A 15,039-nucleotide genomic window follows, 5' to 3' on the forward strand; every position below is an offset into this window, starting at 1 on the left:
TCGGCCGAGCGCGCCGACGCGGTGGCCCGGTGGGCCGCCGGGATCGGGCTCGACCCGGTGGACGCGGTCCGGGTGACCGTCGCCGGCCGGCCGGGCGGCCCCGAGGCGGCCGCCCGGGAGGCGCGCTACCACGGCCCTCGTCCGCCGCCGCCCGCCGGCACGACGCCGCCGCGCTGCTGCTCGGCCACACCCGCGACGACCAGCCGAGACCGTGCTGCTCGCGCTGGCCCGGGGCGCCGGCCCGCGGGGCCTCGCCGGGATGCCGGAACGCCGGAGCTGGACGGGGTGCCGCTGCTCCGGCCGCTGCTGGACGTCGGCCGGGACGACACCCGCAAGGCCTGCGCCGCGCTGGGGCTCACCCCGGGGGAGGACCCGCACAACGCCGACCCGGCGTACGCCCGGGCCCGGGTCCGCTCCGACGTGCTGCCGGCGCTGGTCCGGGCGCTCGGCCCGGGGGTGCTGGACAACCTGGCCCGGACCGCCCGTCTGGTGGCCGCCGACACCGCCGCGTTGGACGACCTGGCCGCCGCCGCACTCGCAGCCGCCCGGCTTGCCGACGATGGGCTGTCGGTCGACGTGCTGGTCGCGCTGTCCCCGGCGGTCCGCACCCGGGTACTGCACGCCTGGGCCCGGGAACTGGGCGCGGCACCGGCCGCCCTGTCGCACCGACACGTCGCCGCGCTGGACGCCCTGGTCACCGGCTGGCACGGACAGGGCGTAGTCCATCTACCCGGCGGTCTGCGCGTGGCCCGCCGGAAGGGCCGGCTCACCCTCAGCGACCCCCGCTGAGCCGCCCCGGTCCGCCGCGTTCTCCCGTGCCGGGGTCGGCCCGGTCGCCCGCCGGCGGACGGACCCTGTGCGCAGCCTTTGCTCTGCTGCAGCGGAGGCAACACCTGTCCGTCCACGTGTTGCGTGGGTTGAAGCAGAGCAAAGGGAATGAGGTGACACCCGGCGGCCGGCTGGTGTGCCGGGGCGCCGGCTGGTGATCAGACCTCGGCGCGTTCCCGGAAGGTCGTCCGGTAGGCGTTCGGGGTGGTGCCGACCCGACGGGTGAAGTGGTGCCGCAGCGCCGCCGCGTCGCCGAAGCCGGCCTGGTCGGCCACGGTCTCCACGCTCAACCGGGTCTCCTCCAGCAGCCGCCGGGCCAGCAGCACCCGCTGGTTGGTCAGCCAGTCGTGCGGGGTGGTGCCGGTCTCCGCGCGGAACCGGCGGGCGAAGGTACGGGGCGCCATGCCGGCCCGCGCGGCGAGTTCCTCCACGGTCACCGTCCGGTCCAGGTGGCCCATCAGCCATTCCAGCACCGGCTCCAGGGTGGGCGCCTCCGGCGCCTTCGGGATCGGCGCCTCGACGTACTGGGACTGGCCGCCGTCGCGGTGCGGCGGGACGACCATCCGGCGGGCCAGCCGGGTGGCGGTCGCCGAGCCGTGCTCCTGGCGGACCAGGTGCAGGCACGCGTCGATCCCGGCGGCGGTGCCGGCGCTGGTCAGCAGCTTGCCGTCCTGCACGTAGAGCGAGTTGCATTGGACCCTCGCCGCCGGGAAGCGCTGCTGCAGGTCGTCGACGTGCCGCCAGTGGGTGGTGCAGTCCCGCCCGTCGAGCAGCCCCGCCTCGCCCAACAGGAAGGCGCCGGAGCAGACGCTGAGCAGCCAGGCACCCCGGTCGGCGGCCCGGCGCAGCGCGTCGAGCACGGCGGCGGGGACGCTCGTCCCTTCCGGGTGCGCCGGCACGGCGACCAGGTCGGCGTCCTCGACCGGGGTGAGGTCGGCGTGCGGGGTGAGCAGGAAACCGGAGCGACTGCGCACCGGTCCGCCGTCGGCGGTGCAGACGTCGAAGCGGTAGCCGGGGAAACCGTCGGCGGTCCGGTCGGTGCCGAACACCTCCGCCAGGACGCCGAGTTCGAACGCGGCGACCTGTTCCAGCGCGATGACGGCGACCGAACGCAACATGTGACGAGGGTAACCGCAGAGGTGGCAGAAAATCGATGCCCACTGGCATTCCTGCCACTTTCCGGTTGGTCCTGGCCGTCAGAGACTGGTCTCAGTCCGGTGCGCACGGCGGCGAAACCGACATCAACCACGCGAAAGCGAGCGCCGCCATGGAGTTCCTACTGCTCTTCCTCTTCCTCCTCGTCCTGGCCGTCGCCTCGGCCGCCGGCCTGGGCGCCGACACCCGCGACTCGGCCGACTGGAAGCCCACCGCCGACGGCCGCCGCTGGCGCTCCGGCACCTGCTGAGGTGATTTGCACCTTCCACGCCGAACATCCCCGGCGGGACCGCGCCAAAAGGGGCGGCCCCGCCGACGGAGGCCATCCGGCGTACGGCAGGCTAGGAGCATGGCTGACGGCTCCTGGTACGACGCCGACATCGACCACGTGATCATTTCCGAGGCGCAGATCCGCGAGAAGACCGCGGAGCTGGCCAAGCAGATCTCCGCGGACTACGCGCACGTCGAGGACGGGCTCCTGCTCGTCTGCGTGCTCAAGGGCGCGGTCATGTTCATGGCCGACTTCGCCCGGGCGCTCGGCCGCCAGGGTCCCCCCGCCGAGCTGGAGTTCATGGCCGTCTCCTCCTACGGCCAGGGCACCACCTCCTCAGGGGTGGTCCGGATCCTCAAGGACCTGGACCGGGACATCGCCGGCCGGCACGTGGTGGTGGTCGAGGACATCGTCGACTCCGGCCTGACCCTCTCCTGGCTGCTGCGCTACCTGGAGTCGCGCTCGGCGGCGAGCGTCGAGGTGGTCGCGCTGTTCCGCAAGCCCGACGCGGTCAAGGTGCCGGTCCCGGTCAAGTACGTCGGCTTCGACATCCCGACCGAGTTCGTCGTCGGCTACGGCCTCGACTTCGGCGAGCGGTACCGGGAGCTCCCCTACGTCGGCGTGCTCAAGCCCGAGGTCTACGCCCGCGCCTGAGCCGCCCCGCCGACCTGCGGGTATCGGCGCTCGTCGAGCGGACGTTCAGCGGACTCTCAGCTCACCGGGCTACGGTAGGGACCGGTGGCGTGGAGGCAACCCTCCCCGTCACGCCGGCCCAAACCCCGGTTCGCCGTACGCGTAAGTGCTGGGCTCGCAAGCTCACATCTGGCACGAACGGTGTACCGTCGAATGACCGCGGCGCGGCAGTTCGCGCGCTTCGGGGTCGAGGCCGGCCCGCACGGCGGCTCCGGCCGCCGCCCGAGGCGGCGACACCATTCAGACGGTCAGGACGTCGATCAGGAGGATGCGGGCGTCTCGGCGCCCGACAACAGTATGGAACGTACGCGTTTCTTCCGCCGACCGGTGGTCTGGATCATCCTGGTCATCCTCGGCGCCGTTGTGCTCAGTCAGCTGTTCACCGCTGGTCCCAGCTACCACCGGGTGGACACTTCCGTTGCGCTCGACCAGCTCCACACGGCCAAGATCAACAAGGCGGTCTTCCAGGACAAGGAGCAGACGCTCCAGCTCGACCTGACCCAGAAGACCAAGTTCGGTGAGACCACCACCGACAAGATCGAGGCGCAGTTCCCGTACCAGGCCGGCGACCAGGTCTGGAACGAGGTGCTGGCCGCCAAGGCCGCGAACCGGGTCACCGGCCCGGCGGACACCAAGGTCTCCTCGGACAGCGTCTGGGTGAGCCTGCTGGTCAACCTGCTCCCCATCGCCCTGCTGGTGCTCCTGCTGCTGTTCTTCATGTCGCAGATGCAGGGCGGCGGCTCCCGGGTGCTCAACTTCGGCAAGTCCAAGGCGAAGATGATCACCAAGGACACGCCGAAGACCACCTTCGCGGACGTGGCCGGGGCCGAGGAGGCCGTCGAGGAGCTGCACGAGATCAAGGACTTCCTGCAGAACCCGGCGAAGTACCAGGCCCTGGGCGCCAAGATCCCGAAGGGCGTGCTGCTCTTCGGCCCGCCCGGTACCGGTAAGACCCTGCTCGCCCGGGCCGTCGCCGGCGAGGCCGGCGTGCCGTTCTACTCGATCTCGGGCTCGGACTTCGTCGAGATGTTCGTCGGTGTCGGCGCCAGCCGGGTCCGCGACCTGTTCGAGCAGGCCAAGTCGAACGCCCCGGCGATCGTCTTCGTCGACGAGATCGACGCGGTCGGCCGGCACCGTGGCGCCGGCATGGGCGGCGGTCACGACGAGCGCGAGCAGACGCTCAACCAGCTGCTCGTCGAGATGGACGGCTTCGACACCAAGGGCGGGGTCATCCTGATCGCCGCCACCAACCGGCCGGACATCCTCGACCCGGCGCTGCTGCGCCCGGGCCGCTTCGACCGGCAGATCCCGGTGGACGCCCCCGACATGGAGGGCCGCAAGGCCATCCTGCGGGTGCACGCCAAGGGCAAGCCGTTCACGCCCGACGTCGACCTCGACGCGGTCGCCCGGCGTACCCCGGGCTTCTCCGGCGCCGACCTGGCCAACGTGATCAACGAGTCGGCCCTGCTCACCGCCCGCAAGGGCGAGCGGGCGATCAGCAACGACTCGCTGGAGGAGTCGATCGACCGGGTGATCGCCGGTCCGCAGCGGCGGACCCGGGTGATGAGCGACCAGGAGAAGAAGATCACCGCGTACCACGAGGGTGGGCACGCGCTGGTCGCCTGGGCGCTGCCGCACGCCGCGCCCGTGCACAAGGTGACGATCCTGTCCCGCGGCCGCTCGCTGGGCCACACTCTGGTCCTGCCGACCGAGGACAAGTACACCCAGACCCGGGCCGAGATGATCGACACCCTGGCGTACGCGCTGGGCGGCCGGGCCGCGGAGGAACTGGTCTTCCACGAGCCCACCACCGGCGCCGGCAACGACATCGAGAAGGCCACCCAGCTGGCCCGCGCGATGATCACGCAGTACGGCATGAGCTCCAAGCTCGGCGCGATCAAGTACGGCACCAGCGGTGACGAGCCGTTCCTCGGCCGCAACATGGGCCACGAGCGGGACTACTCCGATTCGGTGGCGGCCGAGATCGACGGCGAGATGCGCGCCCTGATCGAGCTGGCCCACGACGAGGCCTGGGAGATCCTGGTGGAGTACCGGGACGTGCTGGACAACATGGTCCTGGAGCTGATCGAGAAGGAGACCCTCTCCACCGCCGACATGGCCCGGATCTGCGCCCGGGTGGTGAAGCGCCCGCCGATGGCCCCGTACCACGGCTTCGGCAAGCGTCAGCCCTCCACCGAGCCGCCGGTGCTCACCCCGGCCGAGAAGGACAAGCTCAAGGCGCAGGCTCAGGCCGACGGCGCCTCGGTCGGCGGCTCCTCGAACAACTCGGACGGTACCCACTGAACACGGACGCCGCGGCCAGCCCCGACAAGGGGCTGGCCGCCTCGTTGACCGAGCCCGACGGTGACGAGGCGCTCGACTACGTCGCCGCTCGACTGATCAGCGGCAAGCTCACCGGCCGGCCGGTCGAGGAAACCATGGACCTGGGCCGGATCGAGAAGGCCGTCCGCGAGATCCTCATCGCGGTCGGCGAGGACCCGGACCGGGACGGCCTCCGGCAGACGCCGGCCCGGGTCGCCCGCGCGTACGCCGAACTCTTCGCCGGTCTCCGGGTCGACCCGGCCCAGGTGCTCAGCACCACCTTCGAGGCCAACCACGAGGAGCTGGTGCTCGTCCGGGACATCGACGTGATGAGCCTCTGCGAGCACCACCTGCTCCCCTTCCGGGGCAGCGCGCACATCGGCTACATCCCGGGGCCGGACGGCCGGATCGCCGGCCTGTCCAAGCTGGCCCGACTGGTCGAGGTCTTCGCCCGGCGCCCGCAGGTGCAGGAGCGGCTCACCTCGCAGATCGCCGACCTGCTGATGAGCAAGCTGGAACCGCGCGGCGTCATCGTCGTGCTCGAGTGCGAGCACATGTGCATGGCGATGCGCGGCATCCAGAAGAGCGGCGCCAAGACCATCACCTCGGCGGTCCGCGGCGTGCTCCAGCGCGACGCGAAGTCCCGCGCCGAAGCGATGTCCCTGATCATCCCCCGCTGACCCGGCGCGGCCGACGAACCCGTCGGCCCGATCAGCCGGCCAGCATCGCCAGGACGATCCCGGCGGTGGTCGCCACCGCCGGGACCAGGCAGACCAGTGCCCCGAACCGGGGTGTCCGGTCCACCCGGTCCTCGGGCCGGGGCCGGAACAGCCGGCCCACCGCCAGCCAGCCCGCCATGAAGGCCACCGCCGGCATCGGCAGCCCGACCACCAGCGCCAGGACGCTCGCCAGCCCCGGGCCGGTGCCGAGCAGGACCAGCAACTGGATCAGCGGGACCACCAGGGCCAGCGGCCCGTACACCAGCAGGTTGCGGGGCCGGGACGGCCAGCGCGCCAGCCGGGGCAGTCCCCGCGCGGCCAGCGCGTCGTCCGCGGCGTCGGCCCACCGGCGGGCCGCCTGCAGCGAGGTCAGCACCGCCGCCGCCCGGCCGACATCGACCGGGCCGCCTCGGTCAGCTCCGGCGGGGTCGGCTGCAACGAGATCGCCGGCACCCCGAGTTCCCGCAGTTGCGCCTGCTGCGGGGCCAGCCGGGCCCGGACGACGCTCAGCTCCTCCCGGGCGGCCTGCACCGAGCGGGCCTGCTCGCTGGCGGCGGTCGTCGCGGCCCGGCGTACCCCGTCGAGCTGGCGCGCGGCGGCGACGTAGTCCGCCCAGGCCGCCGCGGCCGGATCCGGGGAGTCGGCCGGGGGGCGGCCCGGCCGGGGGGCGGGCACGGCGCTTCCGGTCTCGCTCACGTAGCCGGCTCCTCCCCGAACGGCACCAGCACCGTGCCCAGCTCGCCCGGGCCGTCCCAGAGCACCGCCCGGCCCGGACGCGGGCGCCACAGCACCGGCCGGTCGAAGAGCGACTCCAACCGGGCCCCCGGCACGTCGGTGACCACCACGGCGGCCAGCTTGTCGATCTCACCCTCCGGGCCGAGCAGCCCGGCCAGCGGCCCCACCGAACGCCACCAGCCGAGCAGGTGCAACCCGGCCGGTGGCCCCTCCCGCAGCAGCGACCGCAGCCGCTCGACCGGCAGCTCCGCCGCGTCGGGCACGTCCAGCCCGAACACCACCAGGTAGCCCGGCTCGCCCGCGTCCATCGCGGCGCGCAGCCCGGCCACGTCGACCGTCTCCACCCGGTGCCGCTCCGCCAGCTCGGCGGCCAGCGCCGCGGCCGGCTCCTCCGACCCGTTCGCCAGCGGAGCCAGCACGAACCGGGCGGACGCGTGGTGGGCCGCCGTGCTCCGCGCCGCGGTGACCAGCAGCCGGGCGGCCTCCTCGTCGCGGCCCAGCACGGCGAGGTTCCGCCCCGCGGCCGGGCCGAGCGGCACCGCCACCGTGGAGCGGTGCACGTCCACCGCTCGACCGAGCAGCGCGGCCGGCCCGTGCGCCCGGCCGGCGAGCGCCGACCGGTGCCGTGGGTCGTTGCCCAGCAGCGGGCGCGCGAACCCGGCGAAGACCACCGGCGGCCCGCACCCCTCCGGCCGGGCCGCCCAGAGCCGGTGCCGCAGCTCGGCCAGGGACTCCGGCTCCTCTTGCGGATCGGGGAAGCGGATCATCCGCTCGTGCCCCCGGGTGGCGCCGCGTGGCCCGCCCAGACCGCCGGCGGTGTTCACCACCGCGCTGCCCACCGGCAGCCCGGCCGCGGCGTCGTTCGCCGGTTCCAGCACCCCCGACCCGCCGGGCAGCGCCACCCGCACCGGAAACTGGCCCAGCAGCGGATCGCGCGGGCCGCCGATACCCAGGTCGCCCTCGCCGGCCAGGACCAGGTGGATGCCGTACGCCCGGGCGGCGCGGGCCAGCACGTCCAGCCGGGCCAGCAGGTCTGCGGCGAGCCGGTCGCGCTCCCGCAGCAGCAGGGGGAAGTTGTCGATGACACAGACGATCCGGGGCAGCGGCTGGTGCTCCCGCAGCTCCGCGTAGCGCTGCCCACCGGCCCGCCGGCCGGCCTCCTCCCGGCGGTGCAGCTCCGCCTCGAGCTGGCCGATGAGGTCCGCCACGTACTCCCGATCGGCGGCCATCCCGGCCGCCCGGACCTGCGGCACCCAGGAGCGGTCCCGCTCGGTCTGCAGGAACTCCACGAAGGACTCGCCGTCGTCGAGGTCGGCCAGGTAGAGCGCCAGCTCGTCGGGGCCGTACCGGGCGGTCAGCCCGAACAGCACGTTGGTCAGGAACGCCGACCGCCCGGCACCGGACCGGCCACTGACCAGCCAGTGCGGGGTGAGCTCGGTGAAGCCGAGGCTGACCGGCCGCCCGGCGGCGTCGCCCACCACGGTCGAGAGCCCGTCGACGGAACCGGACTCCCACAACTCCCCGCCGGGCAGCAGATCGGTCAGGGAGAGCCGGGACCCGTCCTCGACCTGCCGGGCCAGCCGGCGGCAGACCCCGGTCACCAGTTCGTCGGGCGGGTCCTCCGCCACGAAGACCGGGGAGTTGAGCCCGCCGGCCGCCTCCGGGCCGGGGCTGCTCAGCGCCTGCCCGGGCGGATCACCCACCAGCGCGTACGCGTTGCGTACCGCGACGGCGGTGGCCTGCGGCAGCGGAGTGTCCGGCGACCAGCCGGCCACGACCAGGTGCAGGCCGGCCCGGTGGCCCCGCGCGGCCAGTTCCTCGATCCGACCGAGGTCGGACGCCCCGGTCGCGGCGGGCAGCGCGGCCACCACCAGGAGCAGCGTCCGGTCGTGCCCGCGCTGCCGGGCGTGCCGGCGGCCACCCACTGCTCCGCCTCGGTGAGGACCGTCCGCAGCCCCGCCACGTCCACGGCGGGCGGCGGCAGCAGCCCCGCGTCGGCCAAGAGCGCGAACCCCGCGAAGGCCCCGCGGGTCGAATCCCGGTCGGCGGTGGCGTCCACCGCACGGACCAGTAGCGAGCCGGCCGGCGCGGCGGCGAGCAGCCGCAGCAGGAGAGCCCGGAGCAGCCCGGCCACCCGAGGGTCGGTGGCGTCGGTGTCGACGCTCAGGTGACCGCTGCCGAGCAGCGGCACCAGCGTTGGGAACCGGGCGTCGTCCAGCGGCGCGGCGGTGCCGACCCGGACGAAGGGTGGCGGACGGTCGCCGGGCGGGGTGGCCGCGGTCAGCGTCTCCAGGGCGGCGCCGGCCCAACCGGGGGCGGCGAGCGCCGCGGCCGCCCGCAGCCGCTCCGCCAGCTCGTATTGCCGGTGGTGGTCGGCCGGAGCCGGCCGGATCTCGTCGAGGATGCCGGCGGCGGCGGTCGCGGTGGCCGTGGCCCGCCGGTGCAGGGCGGCGGCCCGGCCGGCTCGCGCCTTCGGACTGGCCACCCGTCCACCTCTCTTCCCGAGGCCGACATCTCCCCCCGCGCAGTGACGGTAACTCAGCCGGCGGTCCCGCTCCGGGATGTCGACCGGCGCTGCGTGGTCTTTGCGAGCCGGGTCACCTCGCCTCGGCCGGGCATTGTCCCGCCTCCGGGCATCGAGCGGGCGCGATCGGCGAATCTGGGGCATTGGGTACGAGGCGTGCAGCCGATAGCCTCAGGGGGTGGAATCAGTGCAGCCCCCCGCCGGTTCCCAGGTCTCCCGCGTACCGGCGCAGCGGACCCCGCCCGAGCAGGTGGCGCCCCCGGCGCCGGCTCCGGCGCCGCAGCGTCCCCGGCGTCGGCTGCGCACGGTGCTCTCGGTGGTCGCCGGGCTGCTCGCGCTGCTCTGCGTCGGCGGAGGGGTGACCGCGTTCATCCTGTACGACCGCGCCACCGCCCCCGACCGCAGCGCCCCAGACGTGGTGGTGGACAACTACCTGCGCGCCTTCCTCGTGGATCGGAACGACACCAAGGCGAGCCAGTTCGCCTGCGAGGGTGGAGGCGACCTCGGCGCCGTTCGAGGCCTCCGAGAGGAGTTGGAGCGGCGCGAAGCGAACTTCAGCGTCGTGGTTCGGGTCAGTTGGGGCGCACTCGCCAGAGCGAAAAGTGGCGACGGGGAATTGGTGACCACGACCTTGACCATCTCCAGCTCGGCAGACGGCCAGACGCGGAGCAGCCGTCGTGAGGACTGGCAGTTCAAGGTGATCGACAGGGACGGGTGGCGGGTCTGTGAGGGCCACAAGGCCGGCTGACCGGCTACTCGACCCAGAGCAGGTGGACGGGAACCTCCAGGGTGGTCGGTGCCTGGCCGCGCCAGGCCCACCGGTACCACTCCAACTCCGAGGTGATTCGGACGCAGATGTCCCCCTCGGCGCCGGAGTAGGTCTCGGTCACCGCCCGTAGGTCACGGTGCTCGGTCGGCCCGACGACGTGCACCACCCGCCGGCCGGCCACCGCGTCGGCCTCGAAGACCGGGGTCGGCGCCCGGTGGGCCGGCGCGTCGAGGGAGACGAGCCGGATCCCGGGCTCGCGGGGCGGGACTGCGGCGCCGCTCCGGTCGCCAACCGTCTCCACCCAGACCCGCTCCACCGGTACCAGCGGCGCGAAGACCTCCACCTGCTCGGACTCGGCGCGGTACCACTCGTGTTCCGGGATGACGGGCACATAGGTCCGGCTGCCCTGCACCACCCGCTCGTCGGCGCGCAGGTCACCCCGCCAGCCCAGGCCGGGCAGCCCGACCAGCACCCGCCGACCGCGGAGCTCCACCCGACCGGTGGCGGGGACGACCTCGATCGGTCGCGGTGGCAGCGGCGCCCAGTCGGGCTGGTCCGCGAAGGGGTCGGGCAGCGGGCCGGTCATCCGTCGGTGGGCCTCACGTGCTGCCGTCCAGCGGCGCGCCGCGTTCTCGCATGAACGGCACCGGGTTAGTGGCGCCCCGGCTGGACCGGTCGCCGTCGACGTGCACCTCGAAGTGCAGGTGCGGCCCGGAGGAGTTGCCGCTGCTGCCGACCAGGCCGATCACGTCACCGGCCGCCACCAACTCACCGGGAACCACCCGGGGGCGCTCCACCATGTGGCAGTAGCGGGTGATGTACCCCCCGGCGTGCAGGATGTCCACGAACCAGCCGCACCCGCCCTTGCCCGGCCAGCCGTCACGGTCGCAGTCGCGTCGTCCGGAGTGGTCCGGGTCGCAGCGGGCGACCAGCACCCGGCCGGCCGACGCGGCGTGGATCTCGGTGACCCGCTTGGGTGCCGCGATGTCCACTCCGTTGTGGCTGGGCCGGTCGGCGGTGCGGAAGCCGGAGCCGACACCACCCGGGATCGGCGCCGTCCAGCCCGAGGCGGCGATCCGGGCGCCGGAGGCGGCGTCACACACCGCCTCGCCGGCGATCTGCACAGTCCGCGCGGCGCCGCCGGCCAGCGCGTCGACGATCCGGCCGGCCAGGTCCTCGTGCTTGGCGTAGGCGTCGGGGAACGCGCTGACCTGCACCCGCTGCGCCACCACGGTCAACGGGCGCTGCTCCCACCTGGCCACCCGGACCAGCTTCTCGTAGAACTTGCGGGCGGTGTAGGAGGGCGTCATGCGCTGCTGGACGCTGCCCCAGCCGGGCCGCTGCTGGAACAGGCCAAGCGAGTCGTGGTCGGACCCGACGCCCTCGTGCGGCAGCGCCAGCGACGCCGGCACCGTGCTGTTCGCCAGGTTCCGCAGCGCGGACTCCTGCATCGCGGTGGCCAGGGCGATGACCCAGCCGCGGGCCGGCACCTTCATGTCCTGACCGACCTTGATGATGACGGCCGCGTTGCGCAGCTGGCCCTCGCCGTACTCGGCGAAGCGGGGCATGTCGCCGGTGATGCTGACCCGGTGGGCAGCGTCGCAGGCCAGCCCGGCCACGGTCGCCTCGTCCTTCTCCTCGCCGCCCAGCTCGGTGAGGAAGAAGGCGGCGGCGCCGCCCACGCAGCAGAGCAGGGTGAGCACCGTCGTAACCGCGGCGGCCACGACGCCGAGCCGCAGCTTCCGGCGGCGCGGCGCTCCCGCGTCCGCCCACTGCTCGGTCATTGGCGCTCCCAGTCCACCGCGTCCACCAGCCACCGGCCTTCCGGGGCCACCAGTTCGAGCCGGAGCCGACCGTTGTCCAGCGGGATGAGAACCTCCACGAAGGACTCCGTCCGGGGGCGGAGCGTGACCTGGCCGGTCACCCGCCGGGCGGGAACGCTCTCCGGGTCCGCGCCGGTCAGCTTCTCGGTCAGCGCGGGGGTCGACAGCGGGCGCAGCCGCGCCTGCCAGTCGTCCCGGCTGCTGCCCGGGCCGGCCAGCCAGGCGGTGGTGAACCGGCTGGCGGCCCGCTCGGGCGTCAGCTCGCCCGGCCGGGTCTTCGGCCTGGCGGCCGCCGGGCTCGACAGCACGCCGTCGTCGCCGGCCTCCGGATCCACCGTGCTGATCGGCTCCCGCGGCCGGTTGCTGAGACCGGTGGACGGGTCGACGGGCCCGGAGACCAGGCGGGCCGCCCCGATGACGCCGAAGACCAGGACGGCGATCACCACCGCGACGCCGAGCCGGGACCGCAGGGCCCGGGTGAACAGGAATTCCAGCGCCCGTCGCATCGTGCTCACCGCGCCTCGGAGCGCACCCGTGGACTGGGGTTGGCCGGCGCGCGTTCGGCGGAGCCCGGACGGTAGATGGCGAAGGCGGGCGACTCGTCGGGCACGTCCGGCTCCGTCCAGGTGGCCGGTTGCCGGCGTCGGGGGCGCGGTGCGGTGGTCCGGCCGCCGCCCGGCTGCTCCGGTGCGGGCGCCTCGTCCGTCCGTTCCCGCCCGTCCGGCCGCTGCCGGCCGGCGGCGGCGTGCGACGGGTCCTCGTGCCGGGCCTCCGGCCGCAGGGTGCCCTGGTCGGGCACCACGCCGCGCCGCCGGCCGAGCGCCGGCTCGGCCGTGCCGCCCGGCTCCACCACGTCCAACCGGGCCGCCACCCGCATGTCCCGGAAGAATCGCCGGTGCCACGACCCCGCCGAGCTGATCGCCTCGCTGCTGTCCTTGCCGCCGAGCTGGGTGATCCGCCGGTACGGACGCAGCAGCAGCCAGCCGACCACGCCGCAGAGCCAGACCAGCACCACCTGGAGCCAGCCGGGCAGGGTGGGCGTGTTCATGATGAGGTCGACCGCGAAGAGGTAGATGGCCGCGCCGGTGCCGAAGATGGCGATGTTGAAGACCGCGGCGACCACCGCGTTCGCCAGCCGGCGCAGCCCGGCGCTGGCCGGGCGCATCAGGCCGACGGTGCCGAGGATCGGCGCGGCGATCACGGCCCACCGGAAGATCAGGAAGCCCAGCAGCACCAGCACCGAGGCGGTCAGGTCGAACATCGCGAAGAGCAGCGAGGCCAGCACCGCGATGAAGCCGGCCCCGATCCGGTCCATGTCCCGGACGCCCTGGAGATACTCGTACGCCTCCGGGTCCTCCGACCTGATCTGCTCGGCGACCCGGGCCCACTGCTGCTGCTTCGCCTTGATGGTCGCCTCACGGGTGGCCGGGTTCTGGCGGAGCTTCTCCGCCTCCTCCCAGGAGAGCGACTTGGCGTCGTAGAGCGCCGGACCGTACTTCTTCGCGGTCTCGCTGTCGGCCGAGCCGAGCACACCGCGCAGCCAGTTCCGGTAGAGCATCGTCTCGGTGGCCGTGTCGCTGGCCCGGACGGCCGGAGGACGGTGATCCTTGCACGCCTCAGGGTTGGGGTCGTCGCACTGGCCCGGCGGCGTGTCCCGGGTCGCCGGGCCCACCGCGTCGTGCACCACGCCCAGCGTGGTGATCAAGGTGTTGTCGGCGATGTTCGCCGACTTGACCGGCCAGGCGGCCAGGGCGGTGACCGCCACCATCACCAGCAGCGCCCAGCCCGCCGTCGTCATCGCGTTGCTCATGTCCGACTGGCGGGAGCGCCAGAGCAGGTAGAGGCCGACCACGCAGAGCGTGACGATGCCGAAGACGCTGAACACCTTCTGGTAGACGGCCTTGGTGGCCTGCTCCACCAGCGGATCCGCCCAGCCCCACATCGAGCGGGGATCCCAGGCCCGCTCCCGCAGCGCGTTCGAGGCGCCGATCACCGCGTTGGCGAACATGAACTCGCCGTTGGCCACCATCGTGGTGAAGCGGTAGTCCGGATGCAGCACCGACGAGGCGCAGCCGCCGTCGACGTCGTACGTCGTGTAGCTGTATCCGGCGTAGCCGTAGTCGCTGTAGAGGCCCTTCGGGCCGGGCAGCTTGGCGGAGTCGGGGCGGGAGGCGAACCAGCCGGCCAGACCGGAGTCCGGCGCCCCGGGGACGGGGGCGTTACGGCACTCGACCTGGTCCTCGCTGACCTCCTTGAGTTTCGCGACGCAGGCGCGGAAGTCGGCCTGCCACTCCTTGGTGCTGCACAGCTCGGCCCGGGCCTGGGCGGCCGGCGTGGCGGCGTACGCGGGTGTCGCCCCGACCACCGGCCAGGCGATGGTGGCCACGGCGAGTACGCCGAGCGCGAGGAGGAGCGGCGCGATCCGTGCCCGGGCCCTCGCCATGTCACGCCTCCAGGTCAGCCAGGACGGTCGGCAGCGCCCCGGCGGTCTGGGCGACCGCGGCGGGGGTGGTGTCCAGGTGGTCGAGCAGCCCGTCGACGTACGACACGTCGACCCGGACTTTCTGCACCCGGCCGTCGACGTCGCGCATCACGAACTCGCGGAAGCCGAGCCGGGCGGCCGAACCGGCGTCCGCCGTGGACAGCGAGGCGAGGGTCGCCTCGTAGCCGTCGTTGACCGGCACCCGGAGCAGCCGGAGCGCCTCGGAGGCGATCTCGGTGTCCTCGGCGATCCGGCCGACGAAGACGGTGGAGACCAGGTTCTGCACGTCGAGGCCGAGGATGTCCTTCGGGTTCTGCGAGGCGACCAGGGCGGCGAGGTTCCACTTGCGGGAGTCCCGGGCGAGGCGGACCAGGAACGAACGCCCGGAGCGCCAGCCCTCCATGAAGTGCGCCTCGTCCAGGCCGACCAGCTTCCGCGACGACATCGAGCCGCCGTAGCAGCGGCGCACCGCGAGCCGGTGCGCGGTGTGCAGCATCGGCAGGGCGAGGGACTCCTCGGCCGACCAGTACTCGCGTTCGATCTTGAGGTCGGGCAGCCGCAGGCCGGCCATCGTGATCACGGTGAGCGCCGCGTCGGCGCCGAGCAGCCCCTCCGGCGGCCGGCCGAAGAAGAGCATCGCGAGCGGCATCTCGGCGGTGTCCAGCAGCAGGTTGGCCAGCTCCCGGCCGGCGTCGTCGTCGAGCCCTTGGAGGCAGGC

The 15,039-nt window shown here is 73.7% G+C and carries 11 protein-coding genes and 3 pseudogenes; 6 read left to right on the top strand and 8 right to left on the bottom strand.

Features of this window, described 5'->3' with window-relative positions; translation table 11 throughout:
* Nucleotides 1-789, top strand: a pseudogene (gene tilS, locus JNW87_RS21790) (tRNA lysidine(34) synthetase TilS); the annotation flags it as partial.
* A 197-nt stretch (nt 790-986) separates the two neighbouring features.
* Here tilS and JNW87_RS21795 read toward each other — a convergent pair.
* Nucleotides 987-1,946: a GlxA family transcriptional regulator gene (locus JNW87_RS21795; protein WP_109802632.1), complete on the bottom strand. Its 960-nt coding sequence runs from the start codon at nt 1,944-1,946 to the stop codon at nt 987-989.
* Between the two features lie 149 nt (nt 1,947-2,095).
* Between JNW87_RS21795 and JNW87_RS21800 the strand changes: the two genes are divergently transcribed.
* The 4 genes from JNW87_RS21800 (at nt 2,096) to folE (ending at nt 5,949) form a co-directional block, all read left to right on the top strand.
* Nucleotides 2,096-2,233: a hypothetical protein gene (locus JNW87_RS21800; protein ID WP_238454303.1), complete on the top strand. Its 138-nt coding sequence runs from the start codon at nt 2,096-2,098 to the stop codon at nt 2,231-2,233.
* A 99-nt stretch (nt 2,234-2,332) separates the two neighbouring features.
* Entirely contained in the window at nt 2,333-2,908 is a 576-nt protein-coding gene (gene hpt, locus JNW87_RS21805; protein WP_109802634.1) for a hypoxanthine phosphoribosyltransferase, read from the top strand.
* Nucleotides 2,909-3,244: 336 nt separating this feature from the next.
* Nucleotides 3,245-5,251: an ATP-dependent zinc metalloprotease FtsH gene (ftsH, locus tag JNW87_RS21810; protein WP_109802641.1), complete on the top strand. Its 2,007-nt coding sequence runs from the start codon at nt 3,245-3,247 to the stop codon at nt 5,249-5,251.
* 32 nt (nt 5,252-5,283) lie between these two features.
* Nucleotides 5,284-5,949 carry a GTP cyclohydrolase I FolE gene (gene folE / locus JNW87_RS21815; RefSeq protein ID WP_238454309.1) on the top strand — a complete coding sequence of 222 codons (666 nt, stop codon included), beginning with the start codon at nt 5,284-5,286 and terminating at the stop codon, nt 5,947-5,949.
* A 31-nt stretch (nt 5,950-5,980) separates the two neighbouring features.
* Here folE and JNW87_RS21820 read toward each other — a convergent pair.
* Together JNW87_RS21820 and JNW87_RS21825 are read right to left on the bottom strand one after the other, a co-directional pair.
* A pseudogene (locus tag JNW87_RS21820) lies at nt 5,981-6,684 on the bottom strand (hypothetical protein).
* Nucleotides 6,681-9,208, bottom strand: a pseudogene (locus JNW87_RS21825) (FtsK/SpoIIIE domain-containing protein). The pseudogenes JNW87_RS21820 and JNW87_RS21825 overlap by 4 nt, the downstream one beginning before the upstream one ends.
* Before the next feature lie 226 nt (nt 9,209-9,434).
* On the opposite strand from JNW87_RS21825, the gene JNW87_RS21830 reads away from it, so the two are divergent.
* Nucleotides 9,435-9,995: a hypothetical protein gene (locus tag JNW87_RS21830; RefSeq protein ID WP_238454310.1), complete on the top strand. Its 561-nt coding sequence runs from the start codon at nt 9,435-9,437 to the stop codon at nt 9,993-9,995.
* A 4-nt stretch (nt 9,996-9,999) separates the two neighbouring features.
* On the opposite strand, the gene JNW87_RS21835 is transcribed toward JNW87_RS21830, so the two are convergent.
* From JNW87_RS21835 to JNW87_RS21855, 5 genes are all read right to left on the bottom strand, one after another.
* On the bottom strand, nt 10,000-10,602 hold the full coding sequence (locus JNW87_RS21835) for a hypothetical protein (RefSeq protein ID WP_238454304.1): 603 nt from the start codon (nt 10,600-10,602) through the stop codon (nt 10,000-10,002).
* A gap of 13 nt (nt 10,603-10,615) precedes the next feature.
* Complete coding sequence (locus tag JNW87_RS21840) at nt 10,616-11,800, bottom strand: M23 family metallopeptidase (protein WP_238454305.1); 1,185 nt, start codon at nt 11,798-11,800, stop codon at nt 10,616-10,618.
* Entirely contained in the window at nt 11,797-12,354 is a 558-nt protein-coding gene (locus JNW87_RS21845) for a hypothetical protein (RefSeq protein WP_238454306.1), read from the bottom strand. Before JNW87_RS21845 ends, JNW87_RS21840 begins: the two co-directional genes overlap by 4 nt.
* Nucleotides 12,351-14,282 carry an MFS transporter gene (locus JNW87_RS21850; RefSeq protein ID WP_238454307.1) on the bottom strand — a complete coding sequence of 644 codons (1,932 nt, stop codon included), beginning with the start codon at nt 14,280-14,282 and terminating at the stop codon, nt 12,351-12,353. The genes JNW87_RS21845 and JNW87_RS21850 overlap by 4 nt, the downstream gene beginning before the upstream one ends.
* 1 nt (nt 14,283) lies before the next feature.
* On the bottom strand, nt 14,284-15,039 hold a 756-nt coding region (locus tag JNW87_RS21855), incomplete at its 5' end, for an ATP-binding protein (RefSeq protein ID WP_238454308.1).

This window comes from Micromonospora sp. ATA51, assembly GCF_016802855.1.
Lineage (GTDB): Bacteria > Actinomycetota > Actinomycetes > Mycobacteriales > Micromonosporaceae > Micromonospora > Micromonospora sicca.